This window comes from Streptomyces sp. NPDC111507, from assembly GCF_055638955.1.
Genome location: NZ_JBVKBU010000027.1, coordinates 46155 through 70989, shown reverse-complemented (window position 1 = coordinate 70989; position 24835 = coordinate 46155). Strand labels below are relative to the sequence as shown.

Sequence of the window (24835 nt, the reverse complement as noted above, 5' to 3'; positions counted from 1 at the left end):
GCGCTCGAGTTGGCGACCGGGGTGTCCGATACCGATGGCCAGGGTGAGGCGGCTGGCGTCGTCGTGGAGCAGTGGCTTCAGCTGGCCATCCCGGCTCCAGATCCAAGCACTCAGCGGTACGTTCGGGCAGCGCGCACGGCAACATCAGATCGTCCAGCTGGCAGGCGTGGGACCACACCGGCCATGTCGGCACACCGATGACCTGTACGTCACTCATGGCAAGAGCACACCGCGGGGACGCCCCCTACACCGAGGCCGAGGAACTGCCGACACCAACACCAACAACCAGGCTCTGCTGGTACTCCGACTCGCACCGCTCATCTTCTGGCTCCGTGAACCGTGATCGATCTATCAGACACGGCCCAGGAGTGGCCTAGGAGGCCCTGGACGTGCGGGTCAGCCGCCCTGACCGGCGCTTCCGACCGGGCCGACCTTCACCGGGGAGCCGGAGCCGTCCGTGACGGGCAGCGTGGGGGCGCCCGGCCAGTTGAGGGTGACCGACTTCGTCTCGTCCGGCGGGGTCACCACCAGCCCGGTGACGCGGACGCCGGAGCCGCCCGACTTGTTGAACGGGTAGTTGATGGGGAAGGCCGTCGACTTCCCGTTCTTGATTATGGCCGAGCCGGCCCGCTGGCCTGTGCGCTTCGCGGAGAGCGATCCCGCGCTGGTCTTCAGGTCGACGCCCGCGTACCCGGAGATCGTGCAGTCCCGGCCGCTGTGGTTCGTCAGCTCGACCACGACGGTGCCGTCGGGGTCGCCGTCGATGGTGTTGTCCTTCGCCGTGATCTCCAACTCGTCGGTGCGGCACTTGCCGACCTTGGCGTTCGCGTGGGAGCCGGTCCCGGCAGCCGTACCGGTTCCGCCGGAGCTCGTTGTGGAGCTCGTACCGGCGGAGTCCTTCGCGCCGCCCTGGTCCGAACTGCCCGAGTTCGAACCGCCACCCGAGGACGACGCGGTGGCCCCGGACGACCCGGTGGACGCGGACGACGGGTCGCTCTGTCCCGTGCCGGCATCGTCGCTCTGGCAGGCCGTGAGCGAGAGACCGGCGGCGACGGCCAGGGCGGCGAAGGTGATCTTGTGAACGCGCATCGTTTCTTCCTCAGAATCGGTTGGCAGTGTCGGCCGCTCGATACGGGGCGGTACGAGCGAGCGTTTCCGACCAACAGGACCGACTCGGCCCGGCGGACCGTTCCGTACAGTCACCTCATAAGACATCTCTGTTACACGCACAGCCAGGCACCACGCGTGCCATCACCGGGCAGACCGCGCCGGGACGCGCCGCCGGCCAGCCGGGACGGCGGTTCCCGCCACCGTCGCGCACCTGTTCGCAGCCGTCGCCCGTTGGGACAGACCCGTAACCCGCCGGACCACAACCGATCGCCTGTCCTCCTCATCCCGCTCCGCTCGCTCACGGGAGCAGCCGCCCGGCCGCACCTCCGGGCCGCACCGCCCGGTCCGCGAGGCTGGGTTTCCAGCACATCGAAGGCACGCATCGCCGCGTCTCGTCTGCCACGATTTCCGCGGTCTCGGGGCTGGCCCGCCCACCGAGTGCGAGGTCCTGGATCGGCCGGAACAGCCCCCGGTGCACGGCCGCGACGAGCGCCGTCGCCACACGCGGTGACGCCGCCCGCCGCACCGGTCGCTTCGGTGCGCACCTCCGCGAGGACCTCTTCGCGCCCTTCGTGCGGGCCCCGCGGACTGGCGGAGAACGTCGGGCTCTCGTCGATCTTCCGGGAGAACTCCGGGCCCGCGAATCCGGCGATCGGCCCCGGTGACGACGGCCTCGAAGACGCCGCGCGGCACGGGCGGGGGCGGACTTTCTCACCGCGCTCCCGGCCGCGCTCCCGACGAGCGCCTCCCGGTGGGTCCAGCACCAAGTCATCCTTGCGGGCGCCGGAGTTGGCTACGGTCGCTCGACGAGTCAGTCCACCATGGCCCAGAGCCGAACCCTCGGCGTCCAGGTCCACGCTGAGGCGCTCGCCAGTCTCTTGTCCAGGAGGGCTGATCCCCACATGCCCCCGACGTGCTCTCCTCGCCGACGCCAGGGCACGCCCGGCAAGATCCGCCGGACAGGCCCTACACCTCGTTGAAGCCGCGCGACGCGTCGTAGATGTCCGTCTCGATGACGACCACGAAGAAGCTCGTCACGACGTAGTGGACCATTACCCGGTCTTCCCAGGCCGAGCGCGTCACGGTGTCGGTCGTGTAGGCAAGGTGACTGTCGGCGCCCTCAGGCTCAGCTGCGATCCTGTCGACGAGACGCAGGAACTTTTCCCGATCTGCGGCCGGCATGTAGTCACGGAACCGCGCAACCTGCTCGGTGAACTGCACACGTCTTTTCATCGCGGCAGGATTATATGGACATGGCGAAGGCTCCTGCCGGGAATATCGGCCGGACCCTGCTCCCTGCAAGTAGCTCAGGCAGGAGGTCACCCGGCAGCTCGCCGTGGAAAACGACTCCCTGCGCGCGGCAACCACCGTCCTTCCCCTACCCACCCGTCCCTGGGCCTCCCCCGCAACACGCTGACTCGGGTCGTTGCGACGACCTCCCCAACGGTGCGCTGTGCTGTCCTACGCCCGGGTAGCGCGGAGGGCGACCGCGCGGAGGAGGGCGTCGCGGCATGCCAGGACGGCGGGATGCTGGCTGTGGCCGCGGCGTACGACGGTGGAGACGCGGCGTGCGCGCTGGCCGCGGGGGAGTTGCCGTAGGACGACGGTTGGGGGGTGTCCGATCCAGACGAGGTCGGGAAGGAAGGCGGCTGCGTGATTCTGCTCGACGAGGCGGAGGTGAAGCAGGAGGTCGGTGGTCTCGAACCGTACGTCGGGTTCGAAGCCGGCGTTGCGGCACAGAGCCATGGCCCAGTGCCGTGCGGTTGTGCCTTCGGGTTCCATCACCCATGGGTGGTCGGCCAGTGAGCGCAGCGCCGTGATCGGGCTCTCCTCGCCCGATTCGTCAGCCACTTCGGGCATGGCGAGGTGGAGTGCATCGTCGAGCAGGTCTTCCTGTTCCAGTTCGGCGGGTCGCGGGTTGGGGTTGCCGGGGTATTCCTCGGCGAGGACGAGGTCGAAGTCGCGCGCTTGCAGCGCGGGCAGGGCCTTTTCCGGTTCCATGTGTGTGACGTGGACGCGCAGGTGCGGGTGCGCGTCGCGCAGGAGGCCGAGCGCGGTCGGAAGCAGGGCCAGGGCGGCTGTCTGGAACGAGGCCATGCGCAGGGTGCCGGTGAGATCGGTCAGAGAGGCGGCGATGTCCGCCTCCGCCCGCTCCAAGCGTTCGAGGACCGCTTCGGTGTGGGCGACGAGGATCTCAGCCTGCTCGGTGAGCCGCACCCGCCGTCCGACGGGTTCCAGCAACGGGACGCCGACTTCGGCTTCCAACTGCGACAGCTGCTGGGAGACGGAGGAGGGGGCGTAGGACAGGGCGGCGGCGACGGCTGCGAGGGTGCCGCGGTGCTTGAGTTCGCGCAGGAGGCGCAGTCGGTGCAGGTCGAACATCGCGGGACCGCTCTCTTCTCGCCCTGCGAAGGCCATGACTGAATAGTCGGTTTCTTCGATGGGTATAGGTCGAAAACTTTCGCTGGACCGATCGTAGAGGGGGCCGCACCCTGTTCGTGTGTCTGAGAATGCTTCCTCCCTCCATTTCCTGCCGTGGTCTGTGCGGCCCGGCGCCCGTATCTGGCGGTGTGATCCCGCACCCGCCGAGGTGCGGGCCTTTCACGCCGCGCTGCCCGACTACTCACCCACGCGATTGACCGAGCTCCCGTCACTTGCAGCGGAGTTGGGTGTGGGCCGGGTCTTCGTCAAGGACGAGTCGTGCCGTCTGGGGCTGCCCGCGTTCAAGGCTCTGGGCACTTCCTGGGCAGTCCACCGCACCCTCGTCGAGCGGGCCGCGAACGGCGTGGAACAGGGGCCGGTCACCCTGGTCACCGCCACCGACGGCAACCACGGCCGCGCGTTGGCCCGCATGGCACGCCGCCTCGGGCAGAACGCTCACGTCTTCGTTCCCCAGGGCGTGCATCCGCAGGCCGTGGCGGCCATAGTCGCGGAACAGGCGAAGGTCACTGAGGTCCCAGGGCCGTACGACGAGGCCGTGCGCCTGGCGGCCGAGGAGGCTGCCGTCCCGGACGCGGTCCTGGTCCAGGACACCGCCTGGCCGGGCTATGAGCAGATCCCTGGATGGATCGTCGAGGGTTACTCCACCCTCTGCGCAGAGATCGACGAGCAGCTGGCGGCCGAAGGGGTCGCCGAGGGGCCCGACCTCGTCTCCGTACCGGTGGGCGTGGGCTCGTTGGCCCAGGCCGTAGTCACTCACTACCGCAGCCGCCCGTCCGAGCGTGCTGCGGCGCTGTTGTCGGTGGAGCCGGAGGCCGCGGCCTGCGTCCTGGAAAGCCTCACCCGCGGCGAACCCGTCAGCGTCACCACAGGCGACACCATCATGGCCGGCCTGAACTGCGGCACCCCGTCCAGCATCGCGTGGCGCTATCTGCGAGCCGGTCTGGACGCCGCTGTTGCCGTCGCCGACTCCGACAGCGCCCGCGCGGCCGGGGACCTCGCCGTTCTCGGTGTCTCCTCGGGTCCTTGCGGGGCGGCGGCGCTCGCCGGTCTGCGCGTGGCGCTCACTGGCGTGGGCGCCGAGGAACGCCGTACGGCATTGGGGCTCGGGCCGTCCTCGGTGGTCGTGTTGCTGAGCACCGAAGGCCCCGCTGCCAACCCCCACTCCACCACCGGTCCCTGAACACGCGACACCTGGAAGACCCCTGCGTTGAACCACCTTCTCTTCATCACCCTGCCGCCGACCGCCGTGACCGCCGTGACCGCCGTGACCGCTGCGACTGGTCCGATCAGTTCGAGCGGGCGGAGGCCGGCAGCATGCTGACCCACTTCGTCGCCGCGATCGGTGTCCTAGGCCTGCTGACCATCGTGCCCGGCCCGGACATGGCGGTGGTGACCCGGCGAGCCCTCGTGGCCGGTTCGCGGGACGCGCTGCGGACCGTGGGCGGGATCGCGACCGGGCTACTGGTCTGGGGCGCGTTGACCGTGGCCGGACTCGCCGCTGTCCTCGCCGCCGTGCCCACGGCCTACCTGGCGGTCAGGCTCCTCGGCGCCGGCTACCTGGTGTTCCTGGGTGCGCAGGCACTGTGGCAGAACCGCCACGCCGAACCCGCCGCCCGAGCGGACACCAGTCCTGCCACCGTAGGCAGCCCGTGGCGGACCGGCCTGGTCAGCAATGTCCTCAACCCGAAGATCGCCGTCTTCTACACCGGGCTGCTTCCCACACTGGCCCCGCCCCAACTGCCCGCCACCTGGGCCATGACGCTCCTCGTCTTCCTCCACACCACCCTCACCCTCACCTGGCTGGGCAGCTATGTGTTCCTCCTGTCCAAGGCCGGTCCGGTCCTGCGAAAGCCGCGGATGCGCCGTGTGCTCGGGCGGACCACGGGCGTCATGCTGATCGGCTTCGGCTTCGCGGTCGCGACCGTCTCCGGCTGACCCGGCAAGCCGCTCACCCCTGCCATTGCCGTCCGCCCCCGAATCCAACGACTGTTGGGAGAACAGATCATGAGGAGCCCCACGCCCGAAAAGATCACCGTCAACGGCGACCGCCTGTGGCAGTCGCTGATGGACCTCGCCGAGATCGGCGCGTACGACGACGAGCGCACCGGCCTGCGCGGCGTCAACCGTCTGGCACTGACCGACGCCGACGCGGCCGGGCGCCGCCAGGTCATCACGTGGATGGAACAGGCGAGCCTGACCGTCCGCATCGACCGGATGGGCAACATCTACGGCCGCCGCGAGGGCACCGACCCCAACGCGGCCCCGGTCCTGACCGGCTCGCACATCGACAGCGTCGCCACCGCCGGCGCCTTCGACGGCTGCCTCGGCGTGCTCGGCGGCATCGAAGTCATCCGCACCCTCGACGAACGCGGCATCACCACCCGCCGCCCCATCGAGGTCGGCGTCTTCACCGAGGAGGAAGGCGTCCGCTTCGGCACCGATATGCTCGGCAGCGCCGTGGCCGCCGGACGCCTCACCCTGGACTACGCCCACGCCCTGACCGACCGCGACGGCCTCACCCTCGGCGGCGAACTCGCCCGCACCGGCTCGAACGGCCCCACCGACGTACGCCTCACCCCGCCCCACGCCTACGTCGAGTGCCACATCGAACAGGGTCCCGTCCTGGCCGAGCACAACGTCGAGATCGGCGTCGTCACCGGCGTGCAGGGCATCTCCTGGCAGGAGATCACCATCCACGGCCGCGCCGCCCACGCCGGCACCACTCCCACCCACCTGCGTGCCGACGCCGGCCTCGCTGCCGCGCAGATCATCGTCCAGCTGCGGGCCATGGTCGACTCCGGTGCGTACGAGGGCCTGCGCGCCACCGTCGGCCACCTGATCGTCCACCCGGACCTGACCAACATCGTCCCCGCCCGTGCCGCGCTGACCGTCGACCTGCGCAACCCCGACGATGCCCAGATGGCCCGCGCCGAGCGCGCCCTCGCCGCGTTGCTTGACGACCTGGAGGGCAGCCAGCCGGGCCTGTCGCTGACCACCCGGCGGATGGCCAAAACCGCCTACGTCCCCTTCGACACGGGCGTGCAGAAAGTCATCGCACAGGCCGCCGACGACCACGCCCTGGACCACATCTCCCTGCTCTCCGGCGCCGGTCACGACGCCCAGGAGATCGCCGCGCTCTGCCCCACCGCCATGATCTTCGTACGCGGCGAGTACGACGGCATCAGCCACAACCCGCGCGAGTACTCCACCCCCCAGGCATGCGCCCACGGTGTCGACGTCCTGGCAACCACCCTCCTGCGCCTGGCAAACCAGGACTGACCGCCCACGCCCACGGCCCGCAACGGACACCACACACGTCCAGACACCCGAGACGGAGCCCACAGCCGAGCCGGGGAGAGCCACCAGGCGCTCCCCGGCCCGGCCTGCCCGCATACACGGGAGACAGAACGAGGATCGCATCGCCCGGGTCGTCAAGGTCGTCGGCTACGTCGCCTCCGCGCCGGACTTCACCGGCCGGCCCGGCGTCATCAACGGCGCCGGCGAACTGCTCGGCGAAGTCCTCGGGGGCAGGGGCATCCACGCCCGCAGCGTGGTCGGTGTCGCGGTCCTGCCGCTCAACGTTCCCGTCGAGGTCGAGATTCAGATCGAGCTGTCCGACTGAGACGACAGGCCGCCGGCGCGCAGCCTGATCGCCGAGCAGGCTGCACGAGGGTGCCGAGGGGAAACCTCGGTACCCTCAGCCCATGTCCCGTGTGGATAACGGACAGCGTCACACCCCATCCACAATGTCACCTCGTAGCTCCGGTCCGTTCCGGTGGGCAGTTCCGGTACGGACCGGGCGAGGACGACAGGGACGGGCCAGTCCACCCGTCCAGCCTGCGGCGATGTCGGCCACGGTGTGCGGCGGCGTTGTCGGGAAGCGGTGTCGGAGACCGCCCTCGTGACCTGCAGCTTCTTCCACAGCTTCACGGCGTGTCGGGCATCGGGGTCTCCGCTTCGTGGCGTTTCCCCGGCGGTCCGTCTTGATCGGAGCAGACCGCCAGGCTTGTGACCTGGGCTGTCGCGCACGTTCCGAGTCGGCGGACGGCAGGTCTCCCACCTGCGCGGTTGTCAGGTGGGAGAGGGGACGAGCGCGCCGGTGCCGGGTCGGCGTGCGGGCACGCGCCGACGCCGCCGACCAGTGCCTGCCGGCCTGGTCGCGGGCTGGTGGAGCGAAACCCGCGTGGACAAGCTTCCGGGTGTGCGGGCACGCTCGATCAGGCCGTGCGGCCGACGAGCTTTCCCGGGCCGTGCCCCGGTCGGACAGCCGGATCAGCGCAGTCCGGCGAAGAGATCGTTCTCGGGCAGGGCCGCGCCGGTGGCGTCCTGGACACGTACGAAGGTCTCCATGCCCATCAACTCGGCGAACCTCTCCTTGCCCATTTTGAGGAAGAAGATGTTCTCGCCCTGACTGGCGTGCGCGGCCAGCGCGTCGAACTTCTGACCGCTGAACGCGGTGGTGTCCACCCACGTGGTGATCTCATCGTCGGGGAGGCCGATCTTGGCCATCGCGGCGGCCTCGGCAGGATCCGGCTCCGGCATGTCCGGATGGAACTCGCGCATGATCTCGCCGAACCGCTGCATCCCCGAGCGGGGCATCGTCGTCCAGTACACCTTCGGTGTCAGCGCGGTCATCTTCAGTGCCGCCATCGTGATGCGGTGGGCCTGGATGTGGTCGGGGTGGCCGTAGAAGCCGTTCTCGTCGTAGGTGACGACCACATCGGGCCGGTAGTGCCGCATGAGTTCCGCGAGTCGGGCGGCGCCTTCCTCCACGGGGGTCTGCCAGAAAGATCCGGGGGCGTCGTTGCTCGGCCAGCCCGTCATCCCGGAGTCGGCATAGTCCAGCATCTCCAGATCGCTGACCTTCAGGACGTCACAGCTCGCTTCGAGTTCTTGACGGCGCATCAAGGAAACGGCCGCCGGATCGTGCCCGGGATCGCCCGGCTTGACACCTCCCGGTCCATCACCGCAACCGCCGTCGGTACACGTCACGAGAACCGTACGGATGCCCTCCGCCGCGTACCGTGCGAGGACCCCTCCGGTTCCGGTGGCCTCGTCGTCGGGGTGGGCGTGCACTGCCATCAGCGTCAAGGGCCGGTTAGTCACGAAACAGTCCTCCTGCAGAAATACGTCTCGGTCCGAGTGCGCGGCGGGCGTACCGCGATACCGAGGGCCCGGATCCTGTCGGGCGACGACCTTGTGGTCTCCGTGTTCCCCGACCGTGCGGTGCCGGTCCCTCGGTCGATGCAACAGTGCCGACCGGACCGGCTGTTCCCGGCACGCACGGAACATCTCGACACCTCGGGTCGCAGGGCGGTCGGGGGCGCCGGAATCAGAAAGTGATCTCCAGGCCGATGACGGGATGCCTGACGCGGCGGCGGGTGAGCGCGGAGTACCAGTCGCCGAGCCGGGCTATCACGTACTTCCGACGGTCCACCGCTCCACGCGCATCACTACGAGGCAAGAAGGGCATCAGTCGATCCCACTCTGCATTCGCCAGGTCCCCACGCCCCATACAGCCGGCCTTACCCCCACACCCCACCCACGTCGGGAGATCCGAGTAACGCGCCCATCTGCCGTTGCCGGACTGGCCATTCAGAGCCGGGCCAGGTCCACCGGGGTGGACGTGGCGTTCGGCGGCGGAGGGAGGACGATCGGGGGCTGGCCAGCGGGCGGGACCGGCGGGGTCATGTCCGACTTGGGCAGCTTCGGCGGGGTGGTCTGCTTGAACAGCGTGGTGTCGAAGTCGACCAGGCCGGTCTTCTCCATCACCGTGATGTGATCCAGGACGGTGTCATTGGCCTGGTCGGCCAGGGCGCGCACCAGCGTGTTCTTCGTCGTCGAGCGGATCTTTGCCACGGTGTTGAAGATCGAACCGTGCGTCTGGCGCAGAATGTTGGCGAAGTCGATGTCGAACTGCTTGCCGCTGTCCGCCTTGAGGGTGGTGACGAACCCTTCCTGCTGCGGACTGGCCACGTTGGGCAGCGTCACGTTCAGCATCGGCGCGATCTTGCGGCAGGTCTCGTCCAGCGCCGCGTGCCCGTCGACCAGGTGCTGACTGGCGGTGAGGACCCCCTTGCTCTGCCCCTTCTGGAGCCCGATCTGTCCCACCGGGTGCTCCCACAAACCGGCAGCGCGCACCGCCACCACGAAGGCCCGGTCACCCTCGGTCAATGGCCCCCACTGGGTGTTGGCAATGATCCGGTCGTTCGAAGTCGACACGGTGTCAACTCCGAGCATCGACGGGTAGACCAACGCGCCAAGTGTCAGGGCCAGCGCGCCCCCTACGAAGATACCGCCCACCATGTTCAGCGAACGCTGCACCATTCCTCCTGCTGTCAAGAAATCCGTCGATCCGTCATCGCCTGGCTGGGGCGGACGAAGAGAAATACGTGCGCGGCGCCCTTCAGGTTCAACTTGTCGTTTGACGTCCACCCGGCCACTCGATCTCGTGCGTGAGCCTCGGGCAGCTGGTCAACCCCAGCTTCGCTGTGCCCACCATCCCTCGTCGGACGGAGCATAGGGGTCGGGCCAGCTTCGTGAGAGGTACAGATCATCGAGTGGTTCGACTGCGCGTCGTAGTTCACGGGCCGGTCGCGGCGGGAGCGCGTGAAGAGCGAGTTCGAGTACCGCGCGTTCGTCGGTTGAGTAGAAGGGATTGCACAGCGGGCAGCCGCAGCCGCCGGAGAGGGTGAGCGCTGGCCGGTGGGCTGTGCGCGACCACTGCCGCAGGGCCTGTGCGACCGCGTCGGGCCACAGACGCTGGTGTTCCAAGAGAGCGACCGCTGCGGCGAGCGTGCTGGAACCGTGGGCTAGACCCGGCTCGCGAGGTGTGAGCGATCGGTGGCTCTGGCCGGGGTTGGCGGCGCGGAGCTGGGATGGCCGTCTACGCGGCATCGGCCTTTCTGCGTCGGCTCTTCACGGGCTCAGCATGCCAGATGCTTCCTGTAGTCGTCCTTCGAACCAGTCGTTCAGTCTGTCCGGCGAGGCTTGGTGCCTTCCAGTCCGCGGAAGAAGCGCCGGGCCGCGGCCTTGTGCCGCCGTCCTGGTCGACGGCCCGCCACGGGTACTTGTACTCCCCGTTGATCCTGAGAAGACCTCGTCCAGGTGCCACTTGTCCCCGGACCAGATCCCGTCGGGCTTCACGGGAGCCGGCGGTATCGAGTCGCGGTACGCGTCGGTCCTCGACTGGCAGCCGGCCTGACAGCCAGGACGTGACGTGATGACGCCGCCGACGGGTCCGCCCTTGGCTCGGCTGACGCCTCGCGCGCGGGGTGGCGAACGCCTCGGAAGGAGATGATATGGGGCATGCTTCCCTTACTGTGCGATTTATTGTCGACCTTCGTATAGAGGATTGGAGTGGGGAGCGTGCCGTTCGCGGAGGCGGTCGGCGGTGCCGAGCCGACACCCCCTCCTGAGACGGCGCCGGGCTCAGGGCGGTGGTCCCGGGCGCCGCTGCTGGCGGTGTGCGCCGGGTATTTCATGGTGATCCTGGACGTGACCGTCATCAACGTCGCCGTGCCCGTCGTGGGCCGGGAATTGTCGGCCTCGCTCACCGAAATCCAGTGGATCACCGACGGCTACACCCTGGCCTTTGCCGGACTGCTGCTGACCGGTGGCGCGCTGGGCGACCGGCTGGGAAACCGCCGGATCTTCTGCACCGGGGTGGCCGTGTTCACCATGTCCTCGGTCGCGTGCGCGCTCGCACAGAACTCCCCGATGCTGGTGGCCGCCCGGCTGCTGGAGGGGCTGGGCGCGGCGTTCATCGTGCCCGGTTCCCTGGCCTTGTTGCAGCAGGCCTACCCGGCTCCGGCCACGCGCTCCCGGGCCATCGGGCTGTGGGGTTCGATGGCGGGCATCGCGGCTTCCGTCGGGCCCCTGCTCGGCGGGCTGCTCGTCTCCACCGTGGGCTGGCGATGGGTGTTCCTCATCAACGTGCCCGTGGGTATCGCCTGCCTGGTGCTGACACTGCGACGGGTGGCACCCTCAACACGGCAGGAAACCCGGGCCGTGGACTGGCCGGCGCAGTGCGCGATCGTGGCGGCGGTGGCCCTGCTGACCGCCGCGCTCAACGAGGCAGGCCGGCGTGGCTGGTCCGATCCCGCGGTCCTCGCGGGGGCAGGCCTGGCGGTGCTGGCTGCCGCGGCGTTCGCGGTCCGCGAGCGGCTGACCCGGTCTCCCGCCCTTCCGCCGAGCCTGCTGCGCTCGCGCGCGATGAGCGGCGGAGCCGCCATCGGCCTGCTGTTCAACTTCGGTTTCTACGGCATGGTGTTCACGGCCAGCCTGGATTTTCAGCACCAACGCGGCTTCAGCGCCCTCGCCGCCGGGGTGGCGCTGCTCCCTGCTGTGGCGATGACCATGTTCGCCTCCGTGCTGTCGGGGCGGTTGGCCCACAGATCCGGCGATCGCCCGCTGGTCGTCACCGGTATGCTCCTGGCTTCTCTGGGGCTGGCCGGCTGGGCCGCGGCGGGCACCGACCCGGCTTACCCGCTGCTCGTGGCCCCGATGATGGCCGCGGGGTTCGGCACCTCCTTCGCGCTCACCGGCTCCACCACGACCGTGATGGGGGCTGCGCCGGCGGGGTACTCAGGAACGGCCTCGGCCTTGTTCAACACCACCCGCCAGATCGGCAGCGCCTCCGGCGTGGCACTCGGTGGCACCCTGCTCGCCACAGCCCCCGACTACGACGCGGGACTGCGCACCAGCATGGCCGTCGGGGCGCTCGCCTACCTGACCGCCGCAGGCCTGGCGTGGCTGTGCGTGCCGCCGAGGGCCATGGGTGATGAGGCTTCGTGAATTTGGCTCGGCCCGCGCTTTCATGATCAGGTGCATTGGCAAGTACGCGTTGTCCCACCCCCTGTCGGTAGGCTCGCGACGTGTCGGATCACGGCATCGACTTGGCGCTCGATCGGGCACCACTGGGGTTGCCAGTAGGCTCAAGAGGTGGGTCCGGCCGTCTGGTAACTGCAGGGTTCGGCATAGGCGTGCCCGGGGCGGCCTCCCAGGAACGTTGCGATGGCCTGCATCCACCACCTCAGCCCGACGCTGTGGCGCCGGTACCGTTCGCTCAGGTCCGGGACCTGCTCGACGAACGTGCGCCGTGGGCACTCATCCCGCTCGCAGAAGAAGCGGCGAACCTTGAGCGAGATCACCAACGACCGTCCCACCAGCGGACGTTCGGTCAGGCGGCGCACGTAGCGAGAGTGCAGGTGACGTCCCGGACAACCGCAGTTCGGGCAGGCTGGTAGACGAGTGTAGGACGACGCCTCGACGGCAATACCGTCCACGGTGACGTGCACCGCGATGATGCGCACATCGATCCCGGGAAACAGCACATCCTCAACCTGCACAGCCCCCATACCTGGGCAATTCCCACAAGAAACGTTCTCGCAGTCGTGAGATGACCGGGAGATTCACGGCATCGCGGCCAGAACCACATACGTGATCGTCCACAGCTGGGCGTCAGTACCTGGCAGCGACTCGACGGCGAAGCAGTGGGGAAGGAGGTGCTTGAGCGGGCTGAGCACCTCCGGGAGATATTGACGGGCTACCAATCCGGCCCCTCAGGAACTGGCACGGCCGGGAGAGCCCCGGCCTCGATACGCTCCGGGCCTGCGGATGGCGCCGCCGCGCGCGTCACATCCGCCGTGGTCACGGCCCCCGCCGATGTCCGGGCAGGAGGCATGGCATGAGGCGCATCGGGTGCCAGGCCACCCACGCCGGCAACGCCGCCGCCCCGACCGCCCTCTCCCTCAACAGCACGGCCTGCACGTCGGCGTAAGTGAAACGGACCCGCCGGATCGGGAGGCGATCCGGCAGGCCCGCGCCGTACTGCTCCTGATCCCGGCCTACGCGATGAAGCGCACCGCGTCGGCCACGACGTATCCGTCGGCATCGTCGGAGAGCTCGACGACGGCCGGGGTTCCGGCGGTGAACGAGAAGCTGCCCAACGACACCCACCGGCCGCCGCGTTCGGTCTGGTCGATGCGGACGACGGTGGAGCCGCCCGCGTGTCTGACGGTATAGGCGGCGTTGGACGCCCGGTTGCTGTCCTGGGTGTACCAGACGGCCACGTCGTACATACCGCTCGCCGGCACGTCCGACTGCCAGCGCACGACCGAGGTTCCGGTACCCGCCGCGTGGGTGCGGTAACTAGCCCCGTAGTACCCGGCGACCATTGTCGCCGGGCCGCTCCACGTGCCGGAGACCACGCTGTACGTGGTGGCGTCGTCGTTGTCGGCGACCAGACCCTGGGCCGTGATCCGTATGGCGTCGGCCACGACGTATCCGTTGGCGTTGTCCGAGAGTTCGACGACGGCCCGGGTTCCGGCGGTGAACGAGTACTTGCCCAGGGAGACCCAACGGCCCCCGTTCTGCTGCTGGTTGACGCGCACCAGTGTGGAGCCCTTGGCGTCCGTGACGGTATAGGGCGCGTTGGACGCGCGGTTGGTGTGCTCGGTGTACCAGACGGCCACGTCGTAGGTCCCGGTCGTCGGCACGTCGGTCTGCCAGCGCACGACCGACGTGCCCGTACCGGCAGCGTGGGTGAGGTAGTTCGCCCCCTGGTACCCGGCGACGCTGGTCCCGGCGTTCCAGGTGCCGGAGACCGTGGTGAAGCCGGACGAGCCGTTGTCGGTGACGGCACCCCGGTAGGACAGCCGGACGGCGTCGGCGACGACCGTGCCGTTGGCGGCGTCCGACAGTGTCACTGTGCCGTCGCCGCCGCCGGAGAACGGAAACTCGCCGAGTCGTACCCAGCGACCGCCGCCGGATGTCTCGTTCACCGTCACCGCCGTCTGGCCGTCGGCGTGGTTGATGACGTAGGAGGCATTGGAGGCCTGGCCCGACGCCGCCTTGAACCAGGCGGAGACCTCGTACACGCCGTTCATCGGCACATCGGGCCGGAACTCCACACTGGCGGTGCCGGTTCCGGCGGCGTGCGTGTCATGACTGTTCCCGTAGGCGCCGGTGACCGAGTTCACGTCGGTCCAGGTGCCGGAGAGGGTGTCGAAGCCCGGTATGAAGTCGTTGTCCGCCACGGTCTTCGGCACATCCGCGGGCTGTCCGCCCGAAGTGAGGGTCAACTGGTCAGGGGCGATGGCTTTGCCGCCGGCACGCCCGACGGCGGCCAGGGTGAACCGGACGGTGTGCTGCCCGGCGGCCAGTGTCATCGATCCCAGCTGGTAGACCTGATAGCCGTCGATGTCATAGCTGTCGGAGCCGGATGTCAGCGTCGGGTCGAACAGCCCCTGGCTCAGTGCCGTGCCGTCGATGCTCGCGCGTATCTGCCCCTGGCCGAAGCTGCGATGGAAGCGCGCGGAGACTTCGTAGTCGCCCGCCTGCGTGACATCGAACGGGACGTCGATGTAGTCGCCCACATCGGAAGCCCCGTAGCGCAGGGCCTTGCCGCCTCCGGCGTTGGCATCCGTCAGGATCGGCACAGCGGCACCGGTGTCGGTACGGGCGTCCGAGGTGGCCATTTCGTATGTGTGCTGGGTGAACCCGGGGCCGGAGGCAAGACTGTCCCTGCCCTTGGTCAGCCACGCGAGGTCGAACCGGGCGACGCTGATGCGCTCGGGGTAGTTGGCCACGGTGCCGTCACGGCCGTAGACCAGCAGGATCGTCCCGTCGGACAGCCGTGCGAGGTCGGAGTAGTAGGACGGGCCCGGGTTGACCACTCGGCTGTACCGGAAACTCGCTCCCTCGTCGTAGGAGATCGAGACGGTCATGTTCTCCCGGGCGGACGAGTCCGGTCGGCTGAACAGCAGCCGGTCGACCGAGCCGCTGCTGTACTGGAGCATGCCCGCGTCGACCGAGCTGAACGTTCCGGTCGAGCCGTCGATCGCCGGTGCGGACCAGGTCTCCCCGCCGTCTGTGCTGGTCGAGGTGATGCGGTAGCGGGTACCGCCCGAGCCCCAGCGGCCGTTGATGACGACCGATCCGTCGGAGCGTTCGTAGATGCGGCTCTCGTTGATCGGATAGTTGGCATCCATGAACGGGGAGCCTCGATGCCACGAACCGCCGTGGTCGTCGCTGTACAACATGTCGATGCCGTAGTTGGCGTCCGTGGCGTCACTGGCGGCGCGGTGCATGACGGGCATCAGCAGCCGACCGCTGGTCAGCTGTATTCCATGGCCCGGAATCGGGGCGTCGCGCGTCCAGCCGTGGGGATTCGAGGCGAACAACGGGGTCAGATCCTCGGTGGCCGACCAGGTGGCGCCGGCGTCGTCGCTCCGCTTGACGTAGATGTTCGAGCCGTCCCCCTTCCAGAACAGGGACACCCGGCCGGTCTGCTGATCCACCACCGGCGTCGGGTCGCCCCAGCTCTGGGTCGCGTCCTGCGGGACCACGATGGTGCTGGCGGACCAGGTGAGCCCCGCGTCCACGCTGCGGCGAAGGAGCAGGTCCTTCGGTCCCCCGTCCTGCACGCTGAACCGGCCCTCGGTGAACGTGAGCACCACGTCGGCGGGCAGCGCCTCGCCTCCGGCGGGCGGCACGATGCCCGCGGGGACCACCCCGAGGCCCTGCACGTGGAAGCTTGCGTACGCGTCGTTGTCGGTCGAATCCCACAACTCGGATTCGGAGAACGAACCGGAATCGGTGGCACTCGCTGCCTGGGCTCGGCCCGTCGCTGTCGCCAGGCCCATCAGCGTCAGCAAGGCGAACAGGGCTGTCCCCAACGCCTGGAGCGGCGTTCTTCGGAACGTCCGACGTGGCATCACATCTCCACCTCTATGAGAAATTCTCGTGATCGCCGGCCAACACTATGGGCTGCGCATCTGTGCTGTCAGTGCAGTGTCAGAGCCTCGTCCGGCTGGCGACCGGACAAGTGTCTGTCCCGAGGTGAACGACAGGATGACGGGACGACTCCGACGACACAGCCCCGGGATGACAACACGAAACCGCACTTCAACGCGCTTCAGGACGACATGGCTCACGGGAACCTACGGTCCTTGCGGGTTCTCGTTGCCCGTGTCCCTGTCTCACGAGCGAAGTCCCCTGTGACGCGGAAGCGAGACGACCGCAGCCGCCCAGACCGCTGCCGGTGAACCGTGCGCGCGGCCGGCCCCGGTCGTGCTGCCCGCCCGCCCCGTGCCCGGTGTCCGCCGCACCTGCGTCGGGGCCGGAGGGCGAGGATGTCGGCCAGGAGCAGGTCCCACTGGACCTTGTCCACAAGTCGGTAGACGTGGACAAGTAGCGTTCTCGCGCGGCGCGCTGCGCGCGACCGAGCCCGGGCGGTGGCCCGTGGCCTGGCCCAACACGAGGCCCGGCGTGCGAACGCGCAGGCCCGGCAGCTGCTTTGCTGTTTGCTGGTGTGCGCCGTCTTCGGTGTCGGCTTCATCCTGCTTGTCACTCATCATGCGGTCCCTTGGGGCGCCTGCGACGCAACGTCATGGTGATCTCGGCCGGTGCGGGGGTGCGATCGCGCCAGTACCGGTGTGTCGCCGCCTCGAGTGATCATTTGTTCGGTGAGGATGGCGGTGCTGTTGACGGTGGAGCGTTGGCTGGGGTGGCCGCGCCGGGGGCCGCGACCCGCCGGAGGGCGGGGTGCGGGCGCAGACGTTCATGCTGCCGCTCGGGGAGCCGGTCCCGGGTCTGAAGGAGCTCGGCGAGGGCGAGGTGCGCGGTCGCCTGGCAGCCGAGTCCAGTCAGTTGGTGGCTGAGGGGACGGCGCTGGAGACGGTTGGGCCCGCGGCCGGTAACGGCCGGCGAGCGGTGACGTCCGCTGCGGTGCCTGCGCCCGTTGTCGCGCGAGGGGTGAAGGCGGCAGCATCTGCGACGGTGTCGTATGCGGACCCGGCTCGCATGATGTCGCTGGCCGAGTGCAAGACGCACATGACCGGGGACGAAGTGATCTCTATCGAGTCGCGGTTCGCGGTGTGCACCGGCATTCAGGTCACGACGATCTGGATGGATGCGCGGTAACGGCAACCCGATCGGCACCAGTTCGTTCGCCCTCTACATCCGGGACACGGTGAAGGAGAACGACCGCATGGTCCGCTTCAACTACGACGCAACCGATTTCAAGAAGATCAACACCACGGCCGCCAGCGGTCAGAAGACCAAGATCGAGGGGACCGTTCCGCAGGACTGGCCTTCGCGTGCCAACCCTGAGCTGGGCGGTGACCGGCCGGTGACGAAGACCTTCGACCAGCTGCGGCAGATGCCCTCGGCGCACTTCACGCACACCGTGTGCTACGCGCCTGGCCAGGGCAGCGGTGCGGGTCCGCAGACGTGGTCCTCGCCGTCCACCAGCCCGTCGTCATCGCTACCCTGCAGCCCGGCTGGGTCGGCGACAGTCCCGGGGTGGGCAAGCCCGCGATGATCGCGCCTCGCTGGGACGCGGGGACGCATCTGGGTAACCCCACCGGGGGCGGCAACCCGGCGAACAAGGGCGCCAAATCCTTCGGTTACCTGGCCACTCTCTCGTCTACAGCACGAAGGCGACCGCGCCGGAGCGCGGAGTGGCCGCGCACATCAAAAGGGCCTCCACCACACCGGGCGCGACGAAGCCGACCAACGCCAACAAGAGGATCATCGGGCAGACACCGTCCGACCCGCTGCACCGCCTGCTCTCGGACGCCCAGCGCCGTAAGGGCAACTGTGCGCGGGCGGTGAGCAACTGCCGCCGCTACTTCGGCCCCGGCTGCAGCAGCAACACCACCAAGGCGGCGACGAGTTCCCCTTCGCCACGACCTATGAGGGCTGCGCACAGCGCGAGTACGACGTGCACGCCAAGAAGAACAGCTTCTCCGTCCTGCCCGTGAACAAGAAGCAGAACGGGGACGCCGGAACCCTGCTCGGCCAGTTCTACAAAAAGAACCGCATCATCGACGGCATGGACGACGGCTTCCTCGTCACGATCACTTCATAGCCGCCCGGCCGACCGGGACTTCGATGCAGCGACATGGCCGCCCTCTCACGCGGCGGCGCGCCAGAACCGGACGAGGTACCGCTCGACGCCCTCCGGCACGCCCTGCTGCGCCAGGTGTGCCACCTCACGGCAGCCCTCGCAGTACACCCGCACCTGCCACGTGCCGTCCGTGTCGGACAGGTGCGCATAGGTGTCCATCGGCCCGGCCGCCACACCCCACAGCGCCAGTTCACCTGACGGAGTGCCTGATCTTCCTTGTCCAGAGCCCTTTCGCACAGGGTGAATTGCAGGCGGCCTCGGACGACCAGCCCGCCCCCATCGGGGTGGCCCGACCACCACGGTGCCGAGCCGGCGGCCACGCAGGGCGGCAGAACACTCAGCGCCAGCCGAGCTCCGGTGCTACGTGGGTGAGGATGCTCTCCAGTACATGGGTGTTGTAGTCGACACCGAGCTGGTTCGGGATGGTCAGCAACAGGGTGTCCGCGGCTTGGATGGCCTCGTCTTCCTGGAGTTGCTTCACCAGTACGTCCGGCTCGGCGGCGTACGAGCGTCCGAAGATCGCCCTGGTCGTGTCGTCGATCATGCCGAGCTGGTCCCGCGAGTTTCGGTCCTGGCCGAAGTAGGCCCGGTCCAGGTCGTTGGTCAGGGCGAAGACGCTGCGGCTGACCGACACACGTGGTTCTCGCGTGTGGCCTGCCTCCTTGTACGCCTCGCGGTACGCCTCGATCTGCTTGCGCTGCTGGACGTGCAACGGCTCGCCCGTCTCGTCGTCCTTCAGCGTGGAACTTTGCAGGTTCGTCCCCAGCTTCGCGGCCCAGACGGCGGTCGCGTTCGAACCGGAGCCCCACCAGATCCGCTCGCGCAGCCCCTCGGAGTACGGCTCGATGCGCAACAGCCCCGGCGGGTTGGGGAACATCGGCCGCGGGCTCGGCTTCGCGAAGCCCTCGCCCTCGATCACCTTGAGGAAGGCCTCGGTGTGTCGGCGGGCCATGTCCGTGCCGCTCTCACCCTCCGCGGGGGCGTACCCGAAGTAGCGCCAGCCGTCGATCACCTGTTCCGGTGATCCGCGGCTGATGCCGAGTTGCAGCCGGCCGCCGGAGATGAGGTCGGCAGCGCCGGCATCCTCGGCCATGTACAGCGGGTTCTCATAGCGCATGTCGATCACGCCGGTGCCGATCTCGATCTTCGAGGTCCGTGCACCGATGGCTGAGAGCAGCGGGAACGGGCTGGCCGCCTGCCGCGCAAAGTGGTGCACCCGGAAGTACGCACCGTCCACGCCGAGCTCCTCCGCAGCGACCGCCAGGTCAATGGACTGGTGGAGGAAGTCGGCCGCGGACCGGGTCTTGGAGTGCGCACTCGGTGACCAGTGGCCGAACGAGAGGAAACCTATCTTCTTCACTTGAGGTCAAAGCATCCGGCGGCCGCGTTTGATTCCCGTACGGTTCGCCGGAGGTTCTCAGGACGTGGGCTCAACAGCCCGGCTTCCGGCTGCTCACATGGCCGGAACTCGGTCGGTCGGCTCAGGCGAGGAGCGTCCGCCCTCCCGTCGGCCGGCGTAACCCGCACGGGAGATGACACCCAGCACGGCGGGTTCACCGTGCCTATCGGTGTCGACGTTGCCGGCGAACCGAACCGAACCGAACCGAACCGAGGCGGTGGCGGCCGCGTCGACGTCCCTTGAACTGCTCCGTTGTGTCTGTGTGCCGTCCGTTCCGGCTGCTCACGCAGTATGGGCGACGGACCTTCTCGCGGTCTTCCCCGTGGGTCTTCCGCGTGCCGCAAAGTTCGAGCCAGTCGTTGGTCCCACAGCCGTTGACGCATGCCGTTATAGGCATATGATGGCGCCATGGCACGAGCGGCGACGACCTCGGACGCGTTCAACGCGATTGCCGAGCCGCAGCGGCGGGCGATCCTGGCGCTGCTGCGGGGCGGCGAGCGGCCCGTGACCGAACTGGCGCGGGACCTGGGGATGAGCCAGCCGCAGGCGTCCAAGCACCTGCGGGTGCTCCGCGAGGTCGGGCTGGTGCAGGTCCGCGGGGCGGGCAAGCAGCGGCTGTACGGCCTGGACGCCAGCGGGCTGCGGCCGGTCCACGAGTGGGTGGGCGGCTTCGAACAGTTCTGGAACGAGACCTTCGACCGGCTGGACGAGTACGTGCGAGATCTGAAACAGGCAAGTCAGGAGGAACCACCGGATGACGACGACCAGTAGCGGCGGCGGGCCCGACCACACGACCGCGGCCCGCGAGATCGTGGTCTCCCGGGTCATCGGCGCCCCACGGGAGCTGGTGTTCGAGGCGTTCACGCAGGTCCGGCACCTGTCGCGGTGGTGGGGACCGGAAGGGTTCACGACCACGACGCGGTCCTTCGAGTTCCGCGTCGGCGGGGCCTGGGACTTCGTGATGCACGGGCCGGACGGGACCGACTACCAGGAGTGGATCACCTGGACCGAGATCGTCCCGCTGGAGCGGATCGCGCTGGTGCACGGCGAGTCCCGCGACGACCCCAACTCCTTCGAGTCGGTCATGACCTTCGAGCCCACCGGCGAGGGGACCCAGATCGTGATGCGCGCGGTGTTCCAAACCAAGGAACTCCGTGACGAGGCGGTGGAGAAGTACCACGCGATCGAGGGCGGCGAGCAGACCCTGCGCAGCCTGGCGGCCTACGTCGCCGAACTCACCTGGAACGAGACCGCCCAGAACGAAACCACACCGAAGGAAGCGGAGGGCTGATGGCCGGGAAGGTGTTCTTCAGCGTGACGATGTCGCTCGACGGCTTCATGGCGCCGGAGGCCGTGCCCGTCGAGGACGTCTTCTCGCCCGAAGGTCAGAACGACCCGAGGGTCCAGCGCTGGATGACGAAGTGGTCGGAGCTGCAGGCGTGGCTGTTCCCGCAGCGGTGGTTCCGCGAGAACCTCAAGCTCGGCGAGGGCGGCGAGGAAGGACTCGACAACGACATCGCTCGGGCGACGTACGAGCGCACCGGCGTGAGCGTCATGGGTAAGCGGATGTTCGACGCCGGCGAGCTGGCATGGCCGGAGGAGGCGCCGTTCCACACCCCGGTGTTCGTCGTCACCCACACCCGGCGCGAGCCGTGGGAGCGGCCGGGCGGCACGACCTTCCACTTCGTCAACGACGGCATCTCCAGCGCCCTCGACCAGGCCCGCGAGGCCGCCGGCGACCGCGACGTCCGCATCGCCGGCGGCGCCGAGACGATCCAGGAGTACCTGGACAGCGGCCTGATCGACGAGTTCTCGATCACCCTCGCGCCCGTGCTGTTCGGCACCGGCATCCGCCTGTTCGACCGCGTGGACCCGGCCCGCCTCGCCCTCGACCAGGTCCGCACGGACGCGTCATCCCGGGTGACTCACCTGACCTACACCGTCGGGAAGCGGTAGCCCGCGTTCCCGCAGGGTTGAGGTGCCGGCGTGCCGCTCGATGTCTCGCGGGTGCGGCCACGCTGCTCGGCGGTGAGGATCGCGCGGGCGCCTCCTCGGTCTGCAGCAGCCCGCGACACCCCAGGCCTCGCAGATGCCGATCTGCGCGTAGACCCGGGCCTGGGCGGCGTCGTGGCCTGGCGCCCGGACCTGGGCCCAACCATCCTCCCCTGGCCCGGGCGGCTCCACCTCCGACTGGGCCTCGGTCCACGACCCCGACCCCGACGACCACAAGATCAGGCCGCGGGTAGAGACCTACCCGGCCATGGAGGCGGCGTAGGGCAACAGGGCCGGAGCCAGTTGCATGCCGGGGGCCAGGCCGAGGGCGACGAGGGCGTCGGGCAGGCCGCGCCCGGTGCGGGCGGCCTCCGCTGTTCCCGGGGTGGCCAGTTGGCGGCAGCTGGCGGCAATGATGTCGAAGAGGTGCTGTACCCGGCCGGGACCGCGGGGCAGCAGCTGGCCGTGGAAGTCCTCGTGGTGGGCGAGAACGAGGGCGGCCAGGCCCGCGACGTGGGCCGAGGCCGTGCCGGTGCCGTCGAGGGCCGTGTAGCCGCCTTCCGGGGCGCACGACAGGACGGCCACACCGGGGGCGGCTGCGTCGATGCCAGGGCCGTAGCTGCTGAACGGGGCGGCGAACAGTCCTTCCGGTGTCAACTGCGGCCCTGTGTGGGTGGCTTGGGAGGTGTCGGGCGGATAGGTGCCGAAGGCTCCCAGGGCGCCTACGGCGAAGACGGTGGGCAGCGAGGCGGGGAAGGCGATCGGCCCGCCGGTGTCGCCTGCCGGGGCGATGCAGGCGATGCCTGCCGCGCTGGCGTCGGCAAGTTTGCGCGAGACCAGCGCCGACGGGTAGGGGGTGGCCACGGCGATGTGGGCGAGGTCGGCCTCGCGCTCGATGCAGTGGTCGAGGGCTGCGATCAGGTCGCTGAAGTGGCCGTCGGGCAGCACCTGGCAGACGTCGAGCTCGGCGTCGACGGCGATGCCGATGATGCCCGTGCCGGTGTCCGTGCCGGCGATGATGCCGGCCGCGTGGGTACCGCTGCCGACCAGGTCGTGCGTCCAGCCCTCCTCCGTGCCGTGCACGAGATCGGCGCCCGAGCGCACTCGTTGCTTCAGGTCGGGGTGCTCGGTGCTGACGCCCGAACCGATGACAGCGATCTTGATGCCGAAGGCGCGGAATGTGGGGGGCAGCCGGTCCAGCCGCATGGCCTGCTGGCCCCAGCCGTACTGCTGGCGTTCGTCCAGTTCCGGGTACACCTTGGACAGCGGGGTGAGGGTGACGACGTTCTCCCGGGCCGCCGACAGGTCGGGACGGTGGATCCAGCGGTCCGTGTAGTTGGCCCTGGGGCGGACGTACAGGCACTGGACGGACTGTTCGGTCTCGGTGGCCAGGGTGACGGTGACCGTCCCGTCGGCGGCGGTGATGCCCTGGCTCGGCCAGGTCGTCCCGATCAGGAACACCCCTGCGCCGGCCAGCGGTTCGCCGTCCGGGCCGCAGACGCGCAGCGAGATCTCCACGGGCTTCTCCAGCGGCAGGACCAGCCCCGGGTCGTACAGCGGTAGCACCCCTGGGGCCTGCGCGGCGGCAGGCCCGGCGCCGGACAGCGGCAGGTCCGGCTCGATGTGCACGTGCAGTGTCCGCATCGCCGGCAGCTGGGTCTCGGCTGCCTCGACGACCGCGATCTCCGGGCAGGAGGGAAAGACCCCGGCCGACTGCAGCTTCTCCGACGGCTGGAGTCTGCGGATCACCGTGATGTCGGGCATGTCCTCCAGCCGGTCGCACACCGCGTCCATGCCGAGTTCGAGCACTCCTGGTGGGAGCAGTTGCTGGGGCAGCGGTGTCACCATGTACCGCTGCCGGCGCGGCTGGACCGCGACCGGTGACGGTGCGCTCTTCTTGCGTGGCGCCGCTTCTTTGTCCTCGGGGCCCAGCTTGCCGCCGGAACCCGCGCCCTCGGATTCGCTCTGGCGGTTGTTTCGGGGCTTGTTTCCGGGCCTGTCCTTGACCATCACGTCCACCTTCACCATGCCTACGTCGGTCTTTGTGCTTCTGATCCCGATCACGGGCGGTTCGCGTCCATGGTGATGCGGTGTGCCCGGGAACGACTCCCGGGCACACCGCATCGCGCGCTGCCAGGATCAGCCGATACCGAAGGGCTGAGTCATCTGGCCGTAACCGAAGCCGGGCTGCTGGAACTGCGGGAACTGCTGGCCGAACTGCTGCTGTCCGTACCCGCCGCCCCACTGCTGCTGGCCGTGCTGGCCGTGCTGGCCGTGCTGACCCTGCTGGCTCTGCTGCAGCAGCGTCAGGATCGCGGTCGGCAGCGCCTGCTGCACGGACTGCTCCACCGCGCCGCGCACACCCTGGAGCAGCGTCGTGTGCAGCGCGACAGCCAGGTACGGGTGCGCGTGCTGCTGGGGAATGCCCTGCTGCTCCAGCTGCTGCTGGACCTGCTGGATCTGCTGCAGCGTCTGCTGCATGCGCTGCGCGATCTGCTGACTCGCCTGCTGGCAGGCCTGCTGGATGGACTGCTGGACCACCTGCGCGAGCTGCTGCGGTCCGGCGGTGTGCTGGCCGAACTGCTGCATGGGCGGGGCACCGGTCATCACCGACATGAATGCTCCATTCAACGCCACGGGAAACGCTACATAAGAGGTTATGTAGGTTTTCGGAATGATTCCGACGCGCTGAAGCTAAGATGGCGTCGCCCTGATCGCAATCGGGCGAGCCGCTCGGAGGGAAGAATCCCCCCGATCGGATCCGTCGAGTGGCGAGCCGTCCGCGGCGCGGCAGAATGGGCTGCTCCTGGGCTGCAACAAGGTCGGCTGGAGCCGTGCGGTCGCTCTGGGGTCATCGACAAGCCCCACCCGCAACAAACCCCAAAATCCTGATCGACACTCCCCGGCACATCACCGAGCATCACGGAGAGAATGCATAGATTAGGCACACGGCCGTACCGCGTTGTGATCACGCGAGT

General features: G+C 68.9%; 22 protein-coding genes and 1 pseudogene. 11 read left to right on the top strand and 12 right to left on the bottom strand.

The features are described from left to right. Positions 1–396 precede the first annotated feature (396 nt). From ACZ7M2_RS49350 to ACZ7M2_RS49340, 3 genes are all read right to left on the bottom strand, one after another. Positions 397–1089, bottom strand: a complete 693-nt coding sequence (locus ACZ7M2_RS49350; RefSeq protein WP_471600866.1) for a DUF4232 domain-containing protein — start codon at positions 1087–1089, stop codon at positions 397–399. Positions 1090–2076: 987 nt separating this feature from the next. Next, positions 2077–2331 carry a hypothetical protein gene (locus ACZ7M2_RS49345; protein ID WP_471600865.1) on the bottom strand — a complete coding sequence of 85 codons (255 nt, stop codon included), beginning with the start codon at positions 2329–2331 and terminating at the stop codon, positions 2077–2079. A 240-nt stretch (positions 2332–2571) separates the two neighbouring features. Further along, positions 2572–3492, bottom strand: a complete 921-nt coding sequence (locus tag ACZ7M2_RS49340) for a LysR family transcriptional regulator (protein ID WP_471600876.1) — start codon at positions 3490–3492, stop codon at positions 2572–2574. Between the two features lie 118 nt (positions 3493–3610). Here ACZ7M2_RS49340 and ACZ7M2_RS49335 point away from each other — a divergent pair, with 118 nt between their 5' ends. The 4 genes and pseudogenes from ACZ7M2_RS49335 to ACZ7M2_RS49320 form a co-directional block, all read left to right on the top strand. Next, positions 3611–4732: a diaminopropionate ammonia-lyase gene (locus ACZ7M2_RS49335; protein ID WP_471600864.1), complete on the top strand. Its 1122-nt coding sequence runs from the start codon at positions 3611–3613 to the stop codon at positions 4730–4732. A gap of 134 nt (positions 4733–4866) precedes the next feature. Beyond that, the gene (locus tag ACZ7M2_RS49330; protein ID WP_471600863.1) at positions 4867–5487 is read left to right on the top strand and encodes a LysE family translocator; all 621 of its coding nucleotides are present in this window, start codon (positions 4867–4869) and stop codon (positions 5485–5487) included. Positions 5488–5556: 69 nt separating this feature from the next. After that, positions 5557–6831: a M20 family metallo-hydrolase gene (locus ACZ7M2_RS49325; RefSeq protein WP_471600862.1), complete on the top strand. Its 1275-nt coding sequence runs from the start codon at positions 5557–5559 to the stop codon at positions 6829–6831. A 133-nt stretch (positions 6832–6964) separates the two neighbouring features. Further along, positions 6965–7174: pseudogene (locus tag ACZ7M2_RS49320) on the top strand (RidA family protein); the annotation flags it as partial. Between the two features lie 650 nt (positions 7175–7824). Here ACZ7M2_RS49320 and ACZ7M2_RS49315 read toward each other — a convergent pair. Both ACZ7M2_RS49315 and ACZ7M2_RS49310 read right to left on the bottom strand, forming a co-directional pair. After that, positions 7825–8658, bottom strand: coding sequence for a PIG-L family deacetylase (locus ACZ7M2_RS49315; protein ID WP_471600861.1), 834 nt, complete (start codon positions 8656–8658; stop codon positions 7825–7827). Between the two features lie 489 nt (positions 8659–9147). After that, positions 9148–9879 (bottom strand): DUF4142 domain-containing protein, encoded by a 732-nt coding sequence (locus tag ACZ7M2_RS49310; RefSeq protein ID WP_471600875.1) that lies wholly within the window; start codon positions 9877–9879, stop codon positions 9148–9150. Positions 9880–10920: 1041 nt separating this feature from the next. On the opposite strand from ACZ7M2_RS49310, the gene ACZ7M2_RS49305 reads away from it, so the two are divergent. Continuing rightward, a complete protein-coding gene (locus tag ACZ7M2_RS49305; RefSeq protein WP_471600860.1) occupies positions 10921–12348 on the top strand; it encodes an MFS transporter in 1428 nt (475 codons plus the stop codon). Positions 12349–12488: 140 nt separating this feature from the next. Here ACZ7M2_RS49305 and ACZ7M2_RS49300 read toward each other — a convergent pair whose 3' ends face one another. From ACZ7M2_RS49300 to ACZ7M2_RS49290, 3 genes are all read right to left on the bottom strand, one after another. Next, positions 12489–12902 carry a hypothetical protein gene (locus ACZ7M2_RS49300; RefSeq protein ID WP_471600859.1) on the bottom strand — a complete coding sequence of 138 codons (414 nt, stop codon included), beginning with the start codon at positions 12900–12902 and terminating at the stop codon, positions 12489–12491. Positions 12903–12965: 63 nt separating this feature from the next. Beyond that, complete coding sequence (locus ACZ7M2_RS49295) at positions 12966–13106, bottom strand: hypothetical protein (protein WP_471600858.1); 141 nt, start codon at positions 13104–13106, stop codon at positions 12966–12968. Positions 13107–13400: 294 nt separating this feature from the next. Further along, positions 13401–16271 (bottom strand): golvesin C-terminal-like domain-containing protein, encoded by a 2871-nt coding sequence (locus ACZ7M2_RS49290; protein ID WP_471600857.1) that lies wholly within the window; start codon positions 16269–16271, stop codon positions 13401–13403. Between the two features lie 829 nt (positions 16272–17100). Between ACZ7M2_RS49290 and ACZ7M2_RS49285 the strand changes: the two genes are divergently transcribed. The 3 genes from ACZ7M2_RS49285 (at position 17101) to ACZ7M2_RS49275 (ending at position 18427) form a co-directional block, all read left to right on the top strand. Continuing rightward, positions 17101–17478, top strand: a complete 378-nt coding sequence (locus ACZ7M2_RS49285; RefSeq protein ID WP_471600856.1) for a hypothetical protein — start codon at positions 17101–17103, stop codon at positions 17476–17478. Next, positions 17468–17878: a hypothetical protein gene (locus ACZ7M2_RS49280; protein WP_471600855.1), complete on the top strand. Its 411-nt coding sequence runs from the start codon at positions 17468–17470 to the stop codon at positions 17876–17878. The genes ACZ7M2_RS49285 and ACZ7M2_RS49280 overlap by 11 nt, the downstream gene beginning before the upstream one ends. 276 nt (positions 17879–18154) lie before the next feature. After that, complete coding sequence (locus ACZ7M2_RS49275) at positions 18155–18427, top strand: NucA/NucB deoxyribonuclease domain-containing protein (RefSeq protein WP_471600874.1); 273 nt, start codon at positions 18155–18157, stop codon at positions 18425–18427. 45 nt (positions 18428–18472) lie between these two features. Here ACZ7M2_RS49275 and ACZ7M2_RS49270 read toward each other — a convergent pair whose 3' ends face one another. Further along, positions 18473–18625, bottom strand: coding sequence for a hypothetical protein (locus tag ACZ7M2_RS49270; protein ID WP_471600854.1), 153 nt, complete (start codon positions 18623–18625; stop codon positions 18473–18475). Between the two features lie 178 nt (positions 18626–18803). After that, entirely contained in the window at positions 18804–19826 is a 1023-nt protein-coding gene (locus ACZ7M2_RS49265) for an LLM class flavin-dependent oxidoreductase (protein ID WP_471600853.1), read from the bottom strand. 447 nt (positions 19827–20273) lie between these two features. Between ACZ7M2_RS49265 and ACZ7M2_RS49260 the strand changes: the two genes are divergently transcribed. Genes ACZ7M2_RS49260 through ACZ7M2_RS49250 form a run of 3 tightly spaced genes read left to right on the top strand, consistent with a single transcriptional unit; the run spans position 20274 to position 21821 of the window. Further along, complete coding sequence (locus ACZ7M2_RS49260; RefSeq protein ID WP_471600852.1) at positions 20274–20636, top strand: ArsR/SmtB family transcription factor; 363 nt, start codon at positions 20274–20276, stop codon at positions 20634–20636. Next, entirely contained in the window at positions 20620–21156 is a 537-nt protein-coding gene (locus ACZ7M2_RS49255; RefSeq protein WP_471600851.1) for an SRPBCC family protein, read from the top strand. Before ACZ7M2_RS49260 ends, ACZ7M2_RS49255 begins: the two co-directional genes overlap by 17 nt. After that, positions 21156–21821, top strand: a complete 666-nt coding sequence (locus tag ACZ7M2_RS49250) for a dihydrofolate reductase family protein (protein ID WP_471600850.1) — start codon at positions 21156–21158, stop codon at positions 21819–21821. The genes ACZ7M2_RS49255 and ACZ7M2_RS49250 overlap by 1 nt, the downstream gene beginning before the upstream one ends. Positions 21822–22115: 294 nt before the next feature. Here the strand turns inward: ACZ7M2_RS49250 and ACZ7M2_RS49245 are convergent, their stop codons facing one another. Together ACZ7M2_RS49245 and ACZ7M2_RS49240 are read right to left on the bottom strand one after the other, a co-directional pair. After that, positions 22116–23885: a S8 family serine peptidase gene (locus tag ACZ7M2_RS49245; protein WP_471600849.1), complete on the bottom strand. Its 1770-nt coding sequence runs from the start codon at positions 23883–23885 to the stop codon at positions 22116–22118. 111 nt (positions 23886–23996) lie between these two features. Further along, complete coding sequence (locus tag ACZ7M2_RS49240; RefSeq protein ID WP_471600848.1) at positions 23997–24473, bottom strand: hypothetical protein; 477 nt, start codon at positions 24471–24473, stop codon at positions 23997–23999. Between the last annotated feature and the right edge of the window lie 362 nt (positions 24474–24835).

Bases quoted from the DNA above. Each gene is read 5' to 3' on its own strand.
- ACZ7M2_RS49255 (WP_471600851.1), top strand. From the start codon at position 20,620: ATGACGACGACCAGTAGCGGCGGCGGGCCCGACCACACGACCGCGGCC.
- ACZ7M2_RS49270 (WP_471600854.1), bottom strand. From the start codon at position 18,625: ATGGACACCTATGCGCACCTGTCCGACACGGACGGCACGTGGCAGGTG.
- ACZ7M2_RS49245 (WP_471600849.1), bottom strand. From the start codon at position 23,885: ATGGTGAAGGTGGACGTGATGGTCAAGGACAGGCCCGGAAACAAGCCC.
- ACZ7M2_RS49280 (WP_471600855.1), top strand. From the start codon at position 17,468: ATGCGCGGTAACGGCAACCCGATCGGCACCAGTTCGTTCGCCCTCTAC.
- ACZ7M2_RS49290 (WP_471600857.1), bottom strand. From the start codon at position 16,271: ATGCCACGTCGGACGTTCCGAAGAACGCCGCTCCAGGCGTTGGGGACA.
- ACZ7M2_RS49250 (WP_471600850.1), top strand. From the start codon at position 21,156: ATGGCCGGGAAGGTGTTCTTCAGCGTGACGATGTCGCTCGACGGCTTC.
- ACZ7M2_RS49310 (WP_471600875.1), bottom strand. From the start codon at position 9,879: ATGGTGCAGCGTTCGCTGAACATGGTGGGCGGTATCTTCGTAGGGGGC.
- ACZ7M2_RS49330 (WP_471600863.1), top strand. From the start codon at position 4,867: ATGCTGACCCACTTCGTCGCCGCGATCGGTGTCCTAGGCCTGCTGACC.
- ACZ7M2_RS49350 (WP_471600866.1), bottom strand. From the start codon at position 1,089: ATGCGCGTTCACAAGATCACCTTCGCCGCCCTGGCCGTCGCCGCCGGT.
- ACZ7M2_RS49260 (WP_471600852.1), top strand. From the start codon at position 20,274: ATGGCACGAGCGGCGACGACCTCGGACGCGTTCAACGCGATTGCCGAG.
- ACZ7M2_RS49240 (WP_471600848.1), bottom strand. From the start codon at position 24,473: ATGTCGGTGATGACCGGTGCCCCGCCCATGCAGCAGTTCGGCCAGCAC.
- ACZ7M2_RS49340 (WP_471600876.1), bottom strand. From the start codon at position 3,492: ATGTTCGACCTGCACCGACTGCGCCTCCTGCGCGAACTCAAGCACCGC.
- ACZ7M2_RS49325 (WP_471600862.1), top strand. From the start codon at position 5,557: ATGAGGAGCCCCACGCCCGAAAAGATCACCGTCAACGGCGACCGCCTG.